Annotated in this window: 12 protein-coding genes and 1 pseudogene; 9 read left to right on the forward strand and 4 right to left on the reverse strand. The window is 73.0% G+C overall.

Translation table 11 applies throughout. The annotated features are described in order from the left end of the window. Nucleotides 1-255 precede the first annotated feature (255 nt). The 3 genes from ACI1MP_RS25930 to ACI1MP_RS25940 all read left to right on the forward strand — a co-directional run bounded on the left by ACI1MP_RS25930 (nt 256) and on the right by ACI1MP_RS25940 (nt 2,047). Entirely contained in the window at nt 256-693 is a 438-nt protein-coding gene (locus ACI1MP_RS25930) for a DUF3052 domain-containing protein (RefSeq protein ID WP_043913813.1), read from the forward strand. A gap of 193 nt (nt 694-886) precedes the next feature. Beyond that, the gene (locus ACI1MP_RS25935) at nt 887-1,345 is read left to right on the forward strand and encodes a peroxiredoxin (protein ID WP_043913812.1); all 459 of its coding nucleotides are present in this window, start codon (nt 887-889) and stop codon (nt 1,343-1,345) included. A gap of 126 nt (nt 1,346-1,471) precedes the next feature. Then, nucleotides 1,472-2,047 (forward strand): TerD family protein, encoded by a 576-nt coding sequence (locus ACI1MP_RS25940; protein WP_043916337.1) that lies wholly within the window; start codon nt 1,472-1,474, stop codon nt 2,045-2,047. Between the two features lie 58 nt (nt 2,048-2,105). On the opposite strand, the gene ACI1MP_RS25945 is transcribed toward ACI1MP_RS25940, so the two are convergent. Next, the gene (locus ACI1MP_RS25945; protein WP_404869582.1) at nt 2,106-4,448 is read right to left on the reverse strand and encodes a protein kinase domain-containing protein; all 2,343 of its coding nucleotides are present in this window, start codon (nt 4,446-4,448) and stop codon (nt 2,106-2,108) included. Nucleotides 4,449-4,841: 393 nt separating this feature from the next. Here ACI1MP_RS25945 and ACI1MP_RS25950 point away from each other — a divergent pair, with 393 nt between their 5' ends. Both ACI1MP_RS25950 and ACI1MP_RS25955 read left to right on the forward strand, forming a co-directional pair. Then, complete coding sequence (locus ACI1MP_RS25950; protein ID WP_043913808.1) at nt 4,842-5,417, forward strand: TerD family protein; 576 nt, start codon at nt 4,842-4,844, stop codon at nt 5,415-5,417. Nucleotides 5,418-5,465: 48 nt separating this feature from the next. Then, nucleotides 5,466-6,554 (forward strand): DUF475 domain-containing protein, encoded by a 1,089-nt coding sequence (locus ACI1MP_RS25955; protein WP_100585784.1) that lies wholly within the window; start codon nt 5,466-5,468, stop codon nt 6,552-6,554. A gap of 71 nt (nt 6,555-6,625) precedes the next feature. Here ACI1MP_RS25955 and ACI1MP_RS25960 read toward each other — a convergent pair whose 3' ends face one another. Further along, complete coding sequence (locus ACI1MP_RS25960; RefSeq protein ID WP_100585785.1) at nt 6,626-7,711, reverse strand: DUF2637 domain-containing protein; 1,086 nt, start codon at nt 7,709-7,711, stop codon at nt 6,626-6,628. Between the two features lie 235 nt (nt 7,712-7,946). Between ACI1MP_RS25960 and ACI1MP_RS25965 the strand changes: the two genes are divergently transcribed. Then, nucleotides 7,947-8,690: a Tellurium resistance gene (locus ACI1MP_RS25965; protein WP_100585786.1), complete on the forward strand. Its 744-nt coding sequence runs from the start codon at nt 7,947-7,949 to the stop codon at nt 8,688-8,690. Between the two features lie 4 nt (nt 8,691-8,694). On the opposite strand, the gene ACI1MP_RS25970 is transcribed toward ACI1MP_RS25965, so the two are convergent. Then, nucleotides 8,695-9,756 (reverse strand): TerD family protein, encoded by a 1,062-nt coding sequence (locus ACI1MP_RS25970; protein WP_380335297.1) that lies wholly within the window; start codon nt 9,754-9,756, stop codon nt 8,695-8,697. 335 nt (nt 9,757-10,091) lie between these two features. Between ACI1MP_RS25970 and ACI1MP_RS25975 the strand changes: the two genes are divergently transcribed. The 3 genes and pseudogenes from ACI1MP_RS25975 (at nt 10,092) to ACI1MP_RS25985 (ending at nt 14,967) form a co-directional block, all read left to right on the forward strand. Next, complete coding sequence (locus ACI1MP_RS25975; RefSeq protein ID WP_380335294.1) at nt 10,092-11,273, forward strand: HpcH/HpaI aldolase/citrate lyase family protein; 1,182 nt, start codon at nt 10,092-10,094, stop codon at nt 11,271-11,273. Between the two features lie 283 nt (nt 11,274-11,556). Next, nucleotides 11,557-14,091: pseudogene (locus tag ACI1MP_RS25980) on the forward strand (phosphoribosyltransferase). A 30-nt stretch (nt 14,092-14,121) separates the two neighbouring features. Beyond that, entirely contained in the window at nt 14,122-14,967 is an 846-nt protein-coding gene (locus ACI1MP_RS25985) for an HAD family hydrolase (RefSeq protein ID WP_404869583.1), read from the forward strand. 22 nt (nt 14,968-14,989) lie between these two features. On the opposite strand, the gene ACI1MP_RS25990 is transcribed toward ACI1MP_RS25985, so the two are convergent. Next, nucleotides 14,990-15,205: a zinc ribbon domain-containing protein gene (locus ACI1MP_RS25990; RefSeq protein WP_380335289.1), complete on the reverse strand. Its 216-nt coding sequence runs from the start codon at nt 15,203-15,205 to the stop codon at nt 14,990-14,992. Nucleotides 15,206-15,260 lie beyond the last annotated feature (55 nt).

Here is a 15,260-nt window from a genome sequence, read left to right on the forward strand (position 1 = left end):
GGGGCTGGCCCGAATGCCGTTCGCATCTCGGGCAGGCGTACGGCCTGTGCGAGGGTGGGAGACGAAGCGTCCTGGTCCGGTACGGATACGGACATTTCGGTGTGATTGGCCACACGGAGGGCGGCGTGTCGGCCCTCGACGCGTCAACCTTTGGGTGGGATCGGGGGTCGGGTACTTGCGCGAACCGCCGCTCCCGTGTGGACTACGGCCACAGCCTCGGCATGGATGCCGAGCCGAATACTGGAGGTTATTCCCGTGAGCGCGACCGCGGACCCCGCGGACAAGTCCAACCCGGCGCTTCGTCTGGGCTTCGAAGAGGGCCAGATCATTCAGGAGCTCGGGTACGACGACGACAGTGACCAGGAGCTCCGCGAGGGCATCGAGGACATCACTGGCACCGAGCTCGTCGACGAGGACTACGACGACGTCGCCGACGGCGTCCTGCTGTGGCACCGCGACGAGGACGGGGATCTCACCGACGTCCTGGTCGACGCCCTGGAGTACCTGGCGGAGGGCGGCCTGATCTGGCTGCTGACGCCGAAGACCGGCCGTGACGGGCACGTCGAGGCGCACGAGATCGCCGACGCCGCGAAGACCGCGGGCCTGTCACAGACCAGCTCGGTGGCGATCGCCAAGGACTGGGCGGGCACCCGCCTGGCCACCCCGAAGGCCTCGAAGACCGGCAAGCGCTGAGCTTCGAATCGTGACACGGGCCCCGGCGGAGTTCCTCCGCCGGGGCCCGTGTGCGTCGCCCCGCCACCGTGTTCGCTCAGGGCTGAACAGTACGTCGAACGGCCCGACGTCTCCCCCGAACGGCCGAACGGGCGCGCGCGGATGCGAAGATTCCCCTGCCCGCACCATCACGTCCCGGCAGGAAGGTTCCACCATGGCCATCGAGATCGGCGCCCAGGCCCCCGACTTCGAGCTGAAGAACCAGCACGGCGAGTCGGTGAAGCTGTCCGACTTCCGCGGCGAGAAGAACGTCGTCGTGGTCTTCTACCCGTTCGCCTTCACCGGCGTCTGCACCGGCGAGGTCTGCGAGATCCAGAAGGAGCTGCCGCGCCTGCAGAACGACGAGGTGCAGGTGCTCGCCGTCTCCGCCGACTCGCCGTTCTCGCTGCGGGTGTTCGGCGACCAGCAGGGCCTCGAGTACCCGCTGCTGTCGGACTTCTGGCCGCACGGCGAGGTCGCCCGCGCCTACGGCGTCTTCAACGAGGAGAAGGGCTGCGCGGTGCGCGGCACCTTCGTGATCGACAAGGAGGGCGTGGTCCGCTGGAGCATCGTCAACGGCCTCCCGGACGCCCGCGACACCCAGGAGTACCTGGCCGCCGTCGGCGCGCTCTGACGCCCCCTCGGCCCGGCGGGCGCCGATTTCCGGCGCCCGCCGGGCCGAGTCGCCGCCGAGGTCCGGGAACCCCGCACTACGATCGGGCCGTTGACGGATCGGGAAACCGACTTCTTGGAGGACCACGTGGGTGTCAGCCTGAGCAAGGGCGGCAATGTCTCGCTCACCAAGGAGGCGCCGGGCCTGACGGCCGTGGTCGTCGGCCTCGGGTGGGACGTACGCACCACCACCGGCACGGACTTCGACCTGGACGCCAGTGCGCTGCTCTGCACCGAGCAGGGCCGGGTCCGCTCCGACGCCGACTTCATCTTCTTCAACAACCTGAAGAGCGCCGACGGTTCGGTCGAGCACACCGGCGACAACCTCACCGGTGAGGGCGAGGGCGACGACGAGCAGATCAAGGTCCACCTGGACGGCGTCCCGGCCGACGTGGCCAAGATCGTCTTCCCGGTGTCGATCTACGACGCGGAGAACCGGCAGCAGAGCTTCGGCCAGGTCCGCAACGCCTTCATCCGGGTGGTGAACCAGGCCGGCGGCGCCGAGATCGCCCGCTACGACCTCTCCGAGGACGCCTCCACCGAGACCGCGATGGTCTTCGGCGAGCTGTACCGCAACGGCGCCGAGTGGAAGTTCCGCGCCATCGGCCAGGGCTACGCCTCCGGCCTGCGCGGCATCGCGCAGGACTTCGGCGTCAACGTCTGAGGTCGCGCCGGGCACGGTGCGGGCCGGGTCCGTCCGCGGAGCCGGCCCGTCGCCGTCGCTACTCCGGCGGCAGCGCCATCACCCGGTCGCCCTGGACGGCGATCAGCAGGTCGTCGTTGCCGGCCAGGTGCCAGGGCAGGTCGATCGAGGCGCCGGTCTGGAAGGTCCAGCGGAGCTTGCGGTCGACCACGTCCACCGCGTGGATGCCGCGGTCCGCGGTGGGCACGAACAGGGTGTCGCGGACCAGCACCGGGCTGTCCATCAGCACCTCGGTGGGCAGCTCCAGGTGCCACAGCTCGGTGCCGTCGGCCGCGTTGAAGGCCACCACCCGGCTCGGGGCGGTCGGGGTGTAGGTGGTGCCCTGGACGGTCATGGTCAGGCCGCCGAGCACCGCGTACACGACGTGCTTGCCGGCCGCGGGCGGCGAGTACCACAGGCGGGTGGAGCGGTCGGAGGTCTTCGCCCACACCTGCCTGCCGTCGGAGACCCGCACGCCCTGCAGGCCGTTCGGCTCGACGGAGCAGAACACCAGGCCGTCCTGCAGCACCGGCTGGTAGGTGGAGCGCGAGTCGGTGGTGGCGAACCAGCTCTGGGCGCCGTCGGCCAGTGAGCGGGCGACCAGGTTCTCCTTGCTGTCGGTGTACAGCAGGGTGTCCGAGGTCAGGTCGGAGCTGACCAGGTAGTCGGCGGTCTGGTTGCGGTGCTGGTTCCACAGCATCGAACCGTCCTTGCGGGACAGCGCCATGATGCCCTTGCCGGTCTTCGCGCCCGCGTCGGGCAGGCCGGACGAGTCCAGCGACAGGTAGGCGCACATCGCGTACACGGCGCGGTCGTCGGCGGCCAGCACGGTGTCCGAGGCGATCTGGGTGCCGTTCGGCTTCGGCGGCTCGGGGCGGTACTTCCACAGCACCGCGCCGGAGCCGGCGTCCACCGTGATCAGGTCGGCGATGGTGCCGTAGGAGACCGAGCCGCCCGCGACGGCCAGGTGGTAGGCCATCGCGTCCTTGGTGATCCACTTCTCGCTGCCGTCGGCCAGGTTCACCGCGACCAGGTCCGCGCCGCCCAGGTGCAGCAGGCCGGGGGAGAACGCCATGCCGAGGCTGCCGGCGCTGCTCGACGACAGCCGGTACGTCCACAGCGGGGCCGGCGGCACGCCCGGGGCGCGGGTGCTGCGGGCCGGGGACGGGGAGGCGGGGCCACTGGACGGCGGCGCCGGGTCGGGGTGCGGAGCGGCGCCGCGGCGGCCCAGCGCCCAGGCGGTCAGGCCGCCGGCGCCGGCCAGCACGGCCGCGCCGCCGCCCAGCAGCAGCGCCCGGCGGGACGGGCGGGCGGCCGCGGCGTCGACCGGCTCGGTGGCCGGCCCGTCCGGGGCGGCGGGGGCCGGGGTGCGGACCCCGAGCCGGACGGTGCCGGTCGGGGAGTCGGAGACCTCGGTCGGGGTGCGGACGGCCGGGGCGCGGCGCGGGTCGACGGGGGCGGCGACCCGGACGGGGTCCTCCAGGTCCATCACCTCGGCGGCGCGGGTGGCGATGTCGGAGGCGACCGCGACGGGCAGCCAGCCGGAGCGGGCCGGGGCGACCGACTCGCCGAGCAGTGCGCCGAGTTCGGCGGGTGAGGGCCGCTGCGCCGGGTCCTTGGCCAGGCAGGCGGTGACCGCGGGCCGCAGCGGCTCGGGCAGCGCGGTCAGGTCGGGGCGGTCGTGCACCACCCGGTACAGCAGGGACGCGGCGGACGGCGCGCCGCCGTCCTCGGCGTGGTCGAACGGGGCGCGGCCGGTGGCGGCGAGCACCAGGACCGACCCGAGCGAGAACACGTCGGAGGCCGGGCCGATCGGGCGGCCGCCGGCCTGTTCGGGGCTCATGTAGCCGGGCGAGCCGACCACCACGCCGGTGGAGGTCATCCGGTCGCCGTCCAGGGCCCGGGCGATGCCGAAGTCGATCACCCGGGGTCCGTCGGCGGCCAGCAGCACGTTGGACGGCTTGAGGTCGCGGTGCACCAGCCCGGCCGCGTGGATCGCCGTCAGCGCCTGCGCCAGGCCCACGCCGAGGGTGCGGACGCTGTCGACGGGCAGCGGCCCGTGGTCGTCGACCGCGTCGACGAGCGCGGGGCCGAGCACGTACGCGGTGGCCAGCCAGGGGGTCTCGCCGTCCTGGTCGGAGTCGACCACCGGGGCGGTGAAGGTGCCTCCGACGGAGCGGGCGGCGGTCACCTCGCGGCGGAAGCGCTCGCGGAAGTCGGCGTCGTGGGCGAGTTCGGCGCGCACCACCTTGACCGCGACGGTCCGGCCGCCGGCCGAGCGGGCCAGGTAGACCCGGCCCATTCCGCCGACGCCGAGTCGCGCCAACAGGCGGTAGGGGCCGACGGATTCGGGGTCGGTGCCCTCGAGCGGTTCGAACGGCATCGTGGCGATGCTCCCTCTGTTCGTCCTGGTGCGTCGGTGCCCGCGCGACGGTTCGTTCGGCGGCGGGGGCAGCGTACCGGGCGGGTTCCGGCCGGTTCCGGTCGGCGGGGAAACGGATGCGCGCTTGATAGATTCGGCCGCGATCCGCCCCCGGCCGGGGCGCGTGCGCGGACGGTTCCGGGCCCGCGGGGCCCACCGGTCGGGCCGGGCGGTGAGCGGAGTTCAGGAAGTTCAGTCGGGTGTGCAGCACTGCAGGGCCGTCGAGGGGCGTAGATCTCTTGGGGTGCGTCCTTCGGACGTGCCCGGTCGGACCGGCCCTCCCGGGCGGTCCGACGGCCGACCACCGCAGCACACCCCGGGAGCCCCGGAGACGGGAGCTGGGAGGAAAGTCCGATGACCGTCACCCTTGCCAAGGGCGGAAACGTCTCGCTGACCAAGGCCGCGCCGAATCTGACGCAGGTCCGGATCGGCCTCGGCTGGGACGCCCGGTCCACCACCGGCGCGCCGTTCGACCTGGATGCCAGCGCACTGCTGTGCTCCGCCGGTCGAGTCCTCGGCGACGAGTACTTCGTCTTCTACAACAACCTGCGCAGCCCCGAGGGCTCGGTCGAGCACCAGGGCGACAACCTCACCGGCGACGGTGACGGCGACGACGAGGTGGTCGAGGTCCACCTGGACCTGGTGCCGGTGCAGATCGACAAGGTCGTCTTCGCCGTGTCCATCTACGACGCCGACGCCCGGCTGCAAAGCTTCGGGCAGGTCTCCAACGCCTACATCCGCGTGGTCAACGTGGGCGACGGCAGTGAGATCGCGCGCTACGACCTCTCCGAGGACGCGTCCGGCGAGACCGCGATGATCTTCGGCGAGCTCTACCGCTACCAGGGCGAGTGGAAGTTCCGTGCCGTGGGCCAGGGCTACGCGTCCGGCCTGCGCGGCATCGCGCTCGACTTCGGCGTCAACGTTCAGTAAGCAGCCCGGAATCGGTCAATTCCGGTAGCCAGAAAGGTAACTGACCCCGTGTTCCTCCGTACGTTCGGATGGTCCTTCGCCATCACGATCGCCGGCCTGATCGCCGCCGGCCTGATCTGGGGGGCCGAAGGATTCGGCGTCGTCCTGATCCTCTCGATCCTCGAGATCTCCCTGTCCTTCGACAACGCCGTCGTCAACGCCACCGTTCTCAAGCGGATGAACGCCTTCTGGCAGAAGATCTTCCTCACGGTCGGCGTGCTGATCGCGGTCTTCGGCATGCGGCTGGTCTTCCCGCTGCTGGTGGTGGCGCTGACCGCGCACCTCAACCCGGCGACCGTGGTCCAGCTGGCGCTGGACTCCAGCAAGACCCACGACGGCCACACCTACGCGCAGTACCTGGAGATGGCCAACCCGGCGATCGCCGCGTTCGGTGGCATCTTCCTGCTGATGATCTTCCTCGACTTCATCCTGGAGGAGAAGGAGTTCAACTGGCTGCGCTGGATCGAGAAGCCGCTGGAGAAGATCGGCAAGCTGGAGGCCCTCTCCTCGGTCATCGCGCTGGTGCTGCTCGCCCTGTCGGCCCGGCTGTTCGCCGGTGATCGTGCCGAAACGGTCCTGCTGGCCGGTGTCTGCGGTCTGGCCACCTATCTCGCCGTCAACGGCCTCTCCGGGGTCTTCGAATCCGGCCTGGAGGAGCAGGAGGAGGCCGAGCACGAGGCCGAGCGCAAGGGCAAGTCGATCGTCCAGGTCGGCGGCAAGGCCGCGTTCTTCCTCTTCCTCTACCTGGAGGTCCTGGACGCGTCCTTCTCGTTCGACGGCGTGGTCGGCGCGTTCGCCATCTCGCAGGACATCTTCCAGATCACCCTGGGCCTCGGCATCGGCGCGATGTACATCCGCTCGCTGACCGTCTTCCTGGTCCGCAAGGGCACCCTGGACGACTACGTGTACCTGGAGCACGGCGCGCACTACGCGATCGGCGCGCTGTCGCTGATCCTGCTCGCCTCGATCAAGTTCCACGTCCCGGAGATCGTCACCGGCCTGATCGGTGTCGCCTTCATCGGCGCGGCACTGGCCTCCTCGATGATCCGCAACAAGCGGGAACAGACGCTGGAGGGCGCCGAACCGGCCGAGAGCTAGCCGGCGCCGCCCAACGAGAGAGCCGCCCACCGGGACGTCCCGGCGGGCGGCTCTCGTCGTGGTGCGGAGGATCAGCCGAGCTGCTGCTCGATCGCCCGGAGCTTGCGCTCCAGCGAGTCCAGCTTCGGCATCGACAGGGTGTCCTCGTCCATCGTCAGGTCGATGCTGGACGAGTACGAGCTGCCGGTGGAGGGCGATTCGACGGCGGCGCGGGGGCGGCGGCCGGCGTTCAGGGCGGCGGGCTCCAGGGCGGAGGGGCCGACCCGGTCGAGGGTGGTTTCCTCGGCGGCTAGGGCAGGCTCCGTAGCGGACGACGGGGAGTCGCCAGCGGCGGCCAGAGCCGGCACCTGACGGCCGTGCCGGGCCCGGCCCAGCATGCCGGTCTGCCGGGAGATCGCCTTCAGCTCGGCCCGCTCGCGGCGGTCGGCGCTGCGGGCGCGGACCTTGGCGTCCAGCTTGGCCTGACGCTCCTCGCGGACCTCCTCGACGGCCTCGTCCAGGCTGCGGACGTTCTCCAGCAGCATCAGCGACCAGGCGGCGTAGGTCTCGCGGGGGGCGCGCAGCCAGCGGACCACGCGGATCTGCGGCAGCGGGCGGGGCACCAGGCCCTGCTCGCGCAGCGCCGCCCGGCGGGTCTGCTTCAGCGCCCGGTCGAACAGCACGGCCGCCGAGATCGACATGCCGGCGAAGAACTGCGGGGCGCCGTCGTGCGCGCCGCCGCGCGGGGCGTGCACCCAGTTGAACCAGGCCGAGGCGACGGCGAACAGCCACACCAGCATGCGGGAGCCGAGCGCCGCGTCACCGTGGCTGGCCTCGCGCACCGCGAGCACCGAACAGAACATCGCGGCGCCGTCCAGGCCGAACGGGACCAGGTACTCCCAGCCGCCGGACAGGTTCAGGTTCTGCTGGCCGAAGCCGACCAGGCCGTGGAACGACAGCGCGGCTGCTACACCGGCGCAGCAGAACAGCAGCACGTACGACGCGCCGCCGTAGACGGCCTCCTTGCGGCGGCGGCGCTCCTCGCTGCGCTCCCAGGAGTCGTCGGACCCCTCGGCCTTGTTGTTCTTGAAACGCAGGAAGGCCACCAGGATGGCGGTGAACAGCAGGGCTGCGCCGCCGACCACGGCCCAGACCAGCTGTATGGAGGAGAGGTTCATCGCGGGGAGGGCCTCGGCTTTCCGCAGGGCAGGGGAAGTTGGAGGTGACGTGGCGCACGGGACAACGCACGGGACACCTGTGCGGAGAGACGATATCGCGTCCGAGGAGCGGGCATCGTACGGGAGTGACGAACCCTCTGCCAGCGGGCCCCGCCGGAGGGTTGACGTTGACTCAGGGACCGTCGGGTGGGTATTGGAGAGGCTGAGGACAGAACCGGCGCTGGGGGAGGACACGATGGTCTCGGTGTGGGAGTTCCTGAAAGGGGACCGCAGCGACAGCTTCGACACCGGAGGGCAGTTCAAGGTCACACTGACCAAGTCCCAGCCGCAGCACGCCATCACGGGCTCGGCCGCCACCACCGGCTACCTGTACATCAACCTGCACTGGTCGACCCGCGGCGCCGAACGCCCCACCGTGGGCCGCACGCTGCGCCGGTTCTTCGACCCGCGCATCCTGCGCCCGCTGGAGCCCGCCACCGCCGGCTCCGCCCCGCAGAGCGTGGACCTCGACCTGGCCTGCATGTACGAACTCGCCGACGGCAGCCGGGGCGTGGTGCAGCCGCTCGGCCGACTGTTCGGCGACCTGAACAAACCGCCGTACATCAAGCTCTCCGGTGACGACGTGTCGGGCGCGTCGTCCGGCGAGACCATGCACATCAACCTGGAGAAGAAGGACCAGTTCAAGCGGCTGCTGGTGTTCGTCTACATCTACGACGACACCCCGGCGTTCGACCGCACCCAGGCGGTGATCACGATCGTCCCGCAGAGCGGCCCGCGGATCGAGATCGAGCTGGACGAGCGGGCCGCGGCGGCCCGCTCGTGCGCGGTGGTGCTGATCGAGAACGACGGCGAGGGCAAGCTGTCGATCCGCCGCGAGGTGCGGTACGTGCACGGCTTCCAGTCGGACCTGGACCGGCTGTACGGCTTCGGCATGCAGTGGGAGCGGGGGTACAAGACCGCCGAGAAGCCCGGAAGTTGACGGCTCAGCGCGGCTGGAACTGCGGGCCCTGCGGCGGCAGCGCGAACGGCGCGCCCGGCTGCGGGGGCGCCGGCGCCTGCACGGGCTGCTGAACGGGCGGTGCGGGCGGCTGCTGCGGATAGCCGTAGCCCGCGGCCTGCGGCTGCGGCCGGCCGTACCCGCCGGCGGCGGCCGGCTGGGGGTAGCCGTAACCGCCCGCCTGCGGCTGCGGGTAGCCGTAGCCCTGCGGTTGCGGCTGCTGCTGCGGGTAGCCGTAGCCGGCGGCCTGCGGGGCGGGCGGCCGGTCGCCGGTCTGCGCGGCGTGGTGGACGGTCGGCGGCAGCGCGGGCGGCGGCGGGGCGAGGATCGGGGCGGGCGGCGCCGCGACCGGCTCCGGGGCCGATGCCTGGGTGGGCAGCGCCGGGGCGAGCGTCCAGTCGTCCTCGTCCACCGGGAGCGGCGCGGGCCGCTGCGGCGGCTCGGGGGCGGCAGCCGGTCCGGGCAGCCGCGGGTCGGCGGCCAGCGGGGCGCCGCCGTCGCCGCCGGAGTCCTCCACGGTGATGCCGAAGTCGGTGGCCAGCGCGATCAGTCCGTGCACGTACCCCTGGCCGACGGCGCGGAACTTCCAGCCGCCCGAGCGGCGGTACAGCTCGGCGGCGACCAGCGCCGTCACCTGCTCGTGCTCGTCGACGGCGAACTCGGCCAGCGCGGGCGTCCCTTCGGGCGCGCCGACGTCGAACAGCAGCACCCGCAGGTTCGGCACGGCGGGGAACGCCCCGCCCTCGGCGGAGCCGGCCAGCACCACCCGGTCCACCCCGGCGGGCAGCTTCGCCAGGTCGATCTCCACCGCGTCCCGGATCCAGCCGTCCGCGGCCTGCTTGGGCAGGTGGCGGACCAGACCGGACGGGTGCCGGGGCTGGTTGTAGAACACGAAGTCCAGGTCGTCGCGGACCCTGCCGTCCTCGGCCAGCAGCAGGGCCGAGGCGTCCACGTCCGGGATGCCCGGGGTGTCCGTCCAACGCAGGACGGCACGGACGGCGTTGGCCGTCAGCGGGATGTTGGCGCCCTTCGCCATCACATGCGTCATAGCGCACCATCCTGCCGCCTGCCCGGGGCCCGGGACAACGCGGGCGCGGCGTCGGCGGGCTCGGGCGACGGGGCGGCGGGCCGGGGGCGGTGGGGGCGGCAGGCCGGGGGCGATGTCGGACGACGGGGCCGAAAAGCTTGTGGGAATTCGATGTTTCGAACTGCTTCGCCGGCCTCGTCCGGCCGTACGATGGGCGGCCGGCGGCCCGGTGCTCCCGACTCCGCACGGTGACCGCGCCCCGGCGAACTATCCGGCCGCGCCAACCGTCCATGTGTCGAGGGGGCAGCCGTCACCGGCCCCCCAGCGGGCCCCACAGATCAGAGCGGGAGAGCACTTTGCGCCACTTCGGGCATCTCGCGGACGACGTCCGCAGCCGGCTCTTTCACGAGCAGCCCGTCGCCTTCGACCGGGACAGCGGGGCGGACGTCCTGGCCACCGCGCTCGGCGCCACGCTCTACAGCCCCGCCACCCGTCCCACCCTGGCCCGCGACATCCGCCGACAGGCCGCCCGCGGCGTGATCTCCATGGTGCTCTGCCTGGAGGACGCCATCGCCGACCACGAGGTCGACGACGCCGAGCACAACCTGGTCGCCCAGCTCACCGAGCTCGCCGGGCCGGAGGACCGGGACGCGGCCGCCGAGCTTCCGCTGCTGTTCGTCCGGGTGCGGTTCCCCGAGCAGATCACCGACCTGGCCCGGCGGCTCGGCCCCGCGCTGCGGCTGCTCAGCGGCTTCGTGGTGCCCAAGTTCACCGAGGACAGCGGACGGCCGTTCCTGGAGGCGCTGACCCGCGCCGAGGAGGCCGGCGGGCAGCGGCTGTTCGTCATGCCGGTGCTGGAGTCGCCCGAACTCGCCCACCTGGAGAGCCGCCGCGAGCAGCTGTTCGGCATCGCCCGGCTGCTCGACAAGCACCGCGAGCGGGTCCTCGCCGTACGGCTCGGCGTCACCGACCTGTGCTCCGCGTACGGGCTGCGCCGCTCGCCCGACCTGACCGCCTACGACGTGTCGCTGGTGGCCCAGGTGATCGGCGACGTGGTCAACGTGCTCGGCCGCGCCGACGGCACCGGGTTCACCGTCACCGGCCCGGTCTGGGAGTACTTCCCGCTCCAGGAGCGGATGTTCAAGCCGCAGCTGCGCCGCACCCCGTTCGCCGAGGCCACTCCGCCCGCCGACCGGGTCCGGCAGCGGCTGATCGAGCACGACCTGGACGGGCTGATCCGGGAGATCGAACTCGACCGGGCCAACGGGCTGTTGGGCAAGACCTGCATCCACCCCAGCCACGTCGCCGCCGTGCACGCGCTGTCCGTGGTGACCCACGAGGAGCTGTGCGACGCCCACGACATCCTCCAGCAGCACCGCGGCGGCGGCGGGGTGAGCCGCTCCGCGTACACCAACAAGATGAACGAGGCCAAGCCGCACCGGGCCTGGGCCGAGCGGGTGCTGCTGCGCGCCGAGGTGTTCGGCGTCGCGCGGGCCGAGGTGTCCTTCGCGGAACTGCTCTCAGCCTGCGTCTCCTGAACCCGGAAACGTCCCGGGAGCTGACTGCGCGTCAACCGATCGGAGGACGCCGGCCTCCACCGGGCGGTCACCGGATCCTCACCGATCGGTACGCGAAGCGTCGCCGGTCGGTCGATCCACGGGCCTCGGCGCGCCCCGTACGCTCGAACCCGGACGTGCAGCCGTGCGTCCTCACCGAGCCCCACCAGCACCACCAGCCCCACCAGCACCACCAGCACCACCAGCACCACCAGCACCACCAGCACCACCAGCACCACCCGTCGCCGTGAGGAGAGGAGTCCCGATGACCGTCGACACCACCGCCCCCGGGCCGGTCGGGGCCGACCCCTGGACCGGCCAGTGGGTCACCGACCGGCTGGGCGTGCGCCTCACCGGCGGGCCCGAACTCACCGCGCTGATCGGCCTCGCGCTGCGCCGCAACCCCAAGCGCGCCCACCTGCTGGTCTCCCAGGTGCTGGGCAAGCACGTCCCGCAGCGGCCCGAGGTGGTGCACGGCGCCGGGCTCGACCTCGGCCGCCGGGTGGCCGCGCTGCTCGGCCCGGCGGAGACCGCGCGCGCCGTGGTGCTCGGCTACGCGGAGACCGCCACCGCCCTCGGCCACAGCGTCGCCGACGGCCTCGACGCGCCCTACCTGCACTCCACCCGCCGCCCCGTGCCCGGCCTCGCCCCGCTCGGCGGCTTCGAGGAGGAGCACTCGCACGCCACCAGCCACCTGCTGCTCCCGGAGGACCCGGAACTCCTCGCCGGCGACGGCCCGCTGGTGCTGGTCGACGACGAGTTCTCCACCGGCACCACGGTCCTCAACACCATCCGCGCCCTGCACGCCGCCCACCCCCGCGAGCGGTACGTGGTGGTCGCCCTGGTCGACCTGCGCACCCCCGCCGACCGGTCCCGCCTGGCGGCCGCCGCGGCCGAGCTCGGCGCCCGGGTCGACCTGGTGGCCACCGCCGACGGCGGCGTCCACCTTCCCGTGGACGTCCTGGACCGCGCCCGCGCGCTCATCGACGCCGTCCCCGAACAGCCCCAACCCGCCGCACCGCAGGGCGAGTTGACCCGCCTCCCACTGCCCTGGCCGGACGGCCTGCCGGACGGCGGCCGACACGGCTTCACCCCCGCCCACCGCCGCCGGCTGGACGAGACGCTCCCCGCCCTGGGCGCCGCCCTCGCCGACGCCGTCGGCCCCCGGGCCCGCCGTGTCCTGGTGCTCGGCTGCGAGGAGCTGATGTACGCCCCGCTGCGCCTCGCCGACGCCCTGCAGCGCCGACTCCCGGACGCCGAGATCCGGTTCTCCACCACCACCCGCTCCCCGGTGTTCGCCCACGACCACCCCGGCTACGCGATCCGCACCCGGCTCGCCTTCACCGCCCACGACGACCCGGCCGGCGACGACTCCACCGAGCGCTACGCCTACAACGTCGCCCCCGGCAGCGACCCGGCCCGCCGGTTCGACACCGTCGTCCTGGTCGTCGACGACCCCGCCGACACCCCCGCCCTGCACCACGGCCCCGACGCCCTGCTGCCCCGCCTGCGCACCGCCACCGACCACGTGGTGCTCGCCGTTCTCCCGTCGTACCGCCCGGCGCCACCCGCCTGACGCCCCACCGACCGCCCGCTGCCCGAGCATCACCCCTGCGCACCCCACCGAAGGCCCGGCATGACCGCACACACCGCCCCCTCCCCGCCCGCCGCCCGCCCGCTGCACGGACCGGCCTTCTCCAGCTACCCGGCCGCCGACGTCACCTGGCTGCTCAAGGACCTCTCCGACGTCCACCTCGAAGCACCCACCGAGGAACGCGAGGAGGCCGTGCAGTCCGGCGGCGCCCACTACGCCGAGTCGCTGCCGGTCGAGTACCAGCCCAGCCCCGAGTACCAGCAGCTGTTCCGCACCGCGCTGGCCGCTTCCGCGACCCGGCTGGCCACCGCCGTCGGCGCGGTCGCCGAAACCCTGCTGCGCGAACGCGGACCGCACCTGGTGCTGGCCTCGCTGGCCCGGGCGGGCACCCCCGTCGGCATCCTGATCCGCCGCTGGCTCGCCCACGCCCACGGCCTCGACGTGCCGCACTACACCGTCTCCATCGTCCGCGGCCGCGGCATCGACCGGGTCGCGCTGCGCCACCTCGCCGCCCACCACCGCGCCGCCGACGTGGTCTTCGTCGACGGCTGGACGGGCAAGGGCGCCATCACCCGGGAGCTCGACCGGGCACTGGCCGGCACCGGCTTCGACCCCGACCTCGCCGTCCTCGCCGACCCCGGCAGCTGCGTGCGCACCTACGGCACCCGCGACGACTTCCTGATCCCGTCCGCCTGCCTCAACTCGACCGTCTCCGGCCTGGTCTCCCGCACCGTGCTGCGCGCCGACCTGACCGGGCCGGACGAGTTCCACGGCGCCAAGTACTACCGGCACCTGGCCGACGCCGACGTCTCCACCCGGTTCGTCGACACCGTCGCCGCCGCCTTCCCGGCCGTCGCCGACGCCGTCGCCGCCGAAACCGCCCGCCTCGCCACCGCCGACCGCACCCCCAGCTGGGAAGGCTGGGCCGCCGTCGAGCGGATAAGCGCCGAGTACGGCATCGACAGCGTCAACCTGGTCAAGCCGGGCGTCGGTGAGACCACCCGGGTGCTGCTGCGCCGCGTTCCCTGGCGGATCCTCGCCCGCCGCGGCGCCGGCCCCGACCTCGACCACATCCGGCTGCTCGCCGCCCAACGCGGCGTCCCCGTCGAGGAGATCGACCACCTGCCGTACAGCTGCGTCGGCCTGATCCACCCGCGCTACACCCGCGGCGCCACCGGCGCGGACGGCACCGCCGTCCACACCTGACCCTGCCCCCGAACGAAGGAGATCCCGCCCGTGCCGCAGTTCCTGGTCGCCAGCGACCTCGACCGCACCCTTGTCTACTCCAACCGCGCGCTCGCCCTGGACGTGCCCGACCGGCTCGCCCCGCGACTGCTCTCGGTGGAGGTGCACGACGGCAAGGCGCTCTCCTTCATGACCGAGACGGCCGCCGAACTGCTCGCCGAACTCGCCGTGCAGACCCCGGTCGTCCCGATCACCACCCGCACCCGCACCCAGTACGAGCGGATCAACCTGCCCGGCCCCACCCCCGGCTGGATCCCCCCGTACGCGGTCTGCTCCAACGGCGGCCACCTGCTCGTCGACGGCGTGCCCGACGCCGACTGGCAGCGCGAGATCCGCGCCCGGCTGGACGCGGCCAGCGCCCCGCTCCCCGAGGTGGTCGAACACCTCGCCCTGACCGCCGACCCCGAGTGGACGCACAAGCGGCGGGTCGCCGACGACCTGTTCGCCTACCTGGTGGTCGAACGCGCCGAACTCCCCGCCGGCTGGATCGACGACCTCACCGCCTGGTGCGCCGACCGCGGCTGGACGGTCTCCCTCCAGGGCCGCAAGGTCTACGCGGTGCCCGCGCCGCTCTCCAAGAGCGCCGCGCTCGCCGAAGTCCGTCGCCGCACCGGAGCGGAGACCGTCCTCGCAGCCGGCGATTCACTGCTCGACGCGGAGTTGCTGCTCACCGCCGACCACGGCTGGCGGCCCGGCCACGGCGAACTCGCCGAGACCGGGTGGGAGGCCGACGGCGTCACCGCGCTCACCGAGATCGGCGTCGCGGCCGGCGAGGAGATCCTCCGGCAGATGCTGGCCCGGGTCCGCGCCGGGGCGGTGGTGCCGGTCACCGGCTGACCGGCGACCGGCCGATGCCCGGTCAGCCGCAGCAGCCGCCCCCGCAGCAGCCGCCGCCCCCGCCGCTCGGGGCGGGGGCGGCCGCGCCGCCCGCGCCGGTGACGGCGACGGTCGACAGCAGCTTCACGGTGTCGGGGTGACCCTCTGGGCAGACGGCCGGGTCGTTGGCCTGGGCCATCGGGCGGCTGAGTTCGAACGTGGCTCCGCAGGAGCGGCAGCGGAAGTCGTAGCGAGGCATGGTCAGCAGCGTACCCAGGCCCGGCTGCGCGCAGGCGCCCCCTCGGCCGCGCCTG

Source organism: Kitasatospora griseola (assembly GCF_044999035.1).
Taxonomy (GTDB): Bacteria; Actinomycetota; Actinomycetes; order Streptomycetales; family Streptomycetaceae; genus Kitasatospora; species Kitasatospora griseola.

Coding starts and splice junctions, on each gene's coding strand:
- ACI1MP_RS25990 (WP_380335289.1), bottom strand. CDS start 15,205: ATGCCTCGCTACGACTTCCGCTGCCGCTCCTGCGGAGCCACGTTCGAA.
- ACI1MP_RS25935 (WP_043913812.1), top strand. CDS start 887: ATGGCCATCGAGATCGGCGCCCAGGCCCCCGACTTCGAGCTGAAGAAC.
- ACI1MP_RS25945 (WP_404869582.1), bottom strand. CDS start 4,448: ATGCCGTTCGAACCGCTCGAGGGCACCGACCCCGAATCCGTCGGCCCC.
- ACI1MP_RS25960 (WP_100585785.1), bottom strand. CDS start 7,711: ATGAACCTCTCCTCCATACAGCTGGTCTGGGCCGTGGTCGGCGGCGCA.
- ACI1MP_RS25970 (WP_380335297.1), bottom strand. CDS start 9,756: ATGACGCATGTGATGGCGAAGGGCGCCAACATCCCGCTGACGGCCAAC.
- ACI1MP_RS25965 (WP_100585786.1), top strand. CDS start 7,947: ATGGTCTCGGTGTGGGAGTTCCTGAAAGGGGACCGCAGCGACAGCTTC.
- ACI1MP_RS25950 (WP_043913808.1), top strand. CDS start 4,842: ATGACCGTCACCCTTGCCAAGGGCGGAAACGTCTCGCTGACCAAGGCC.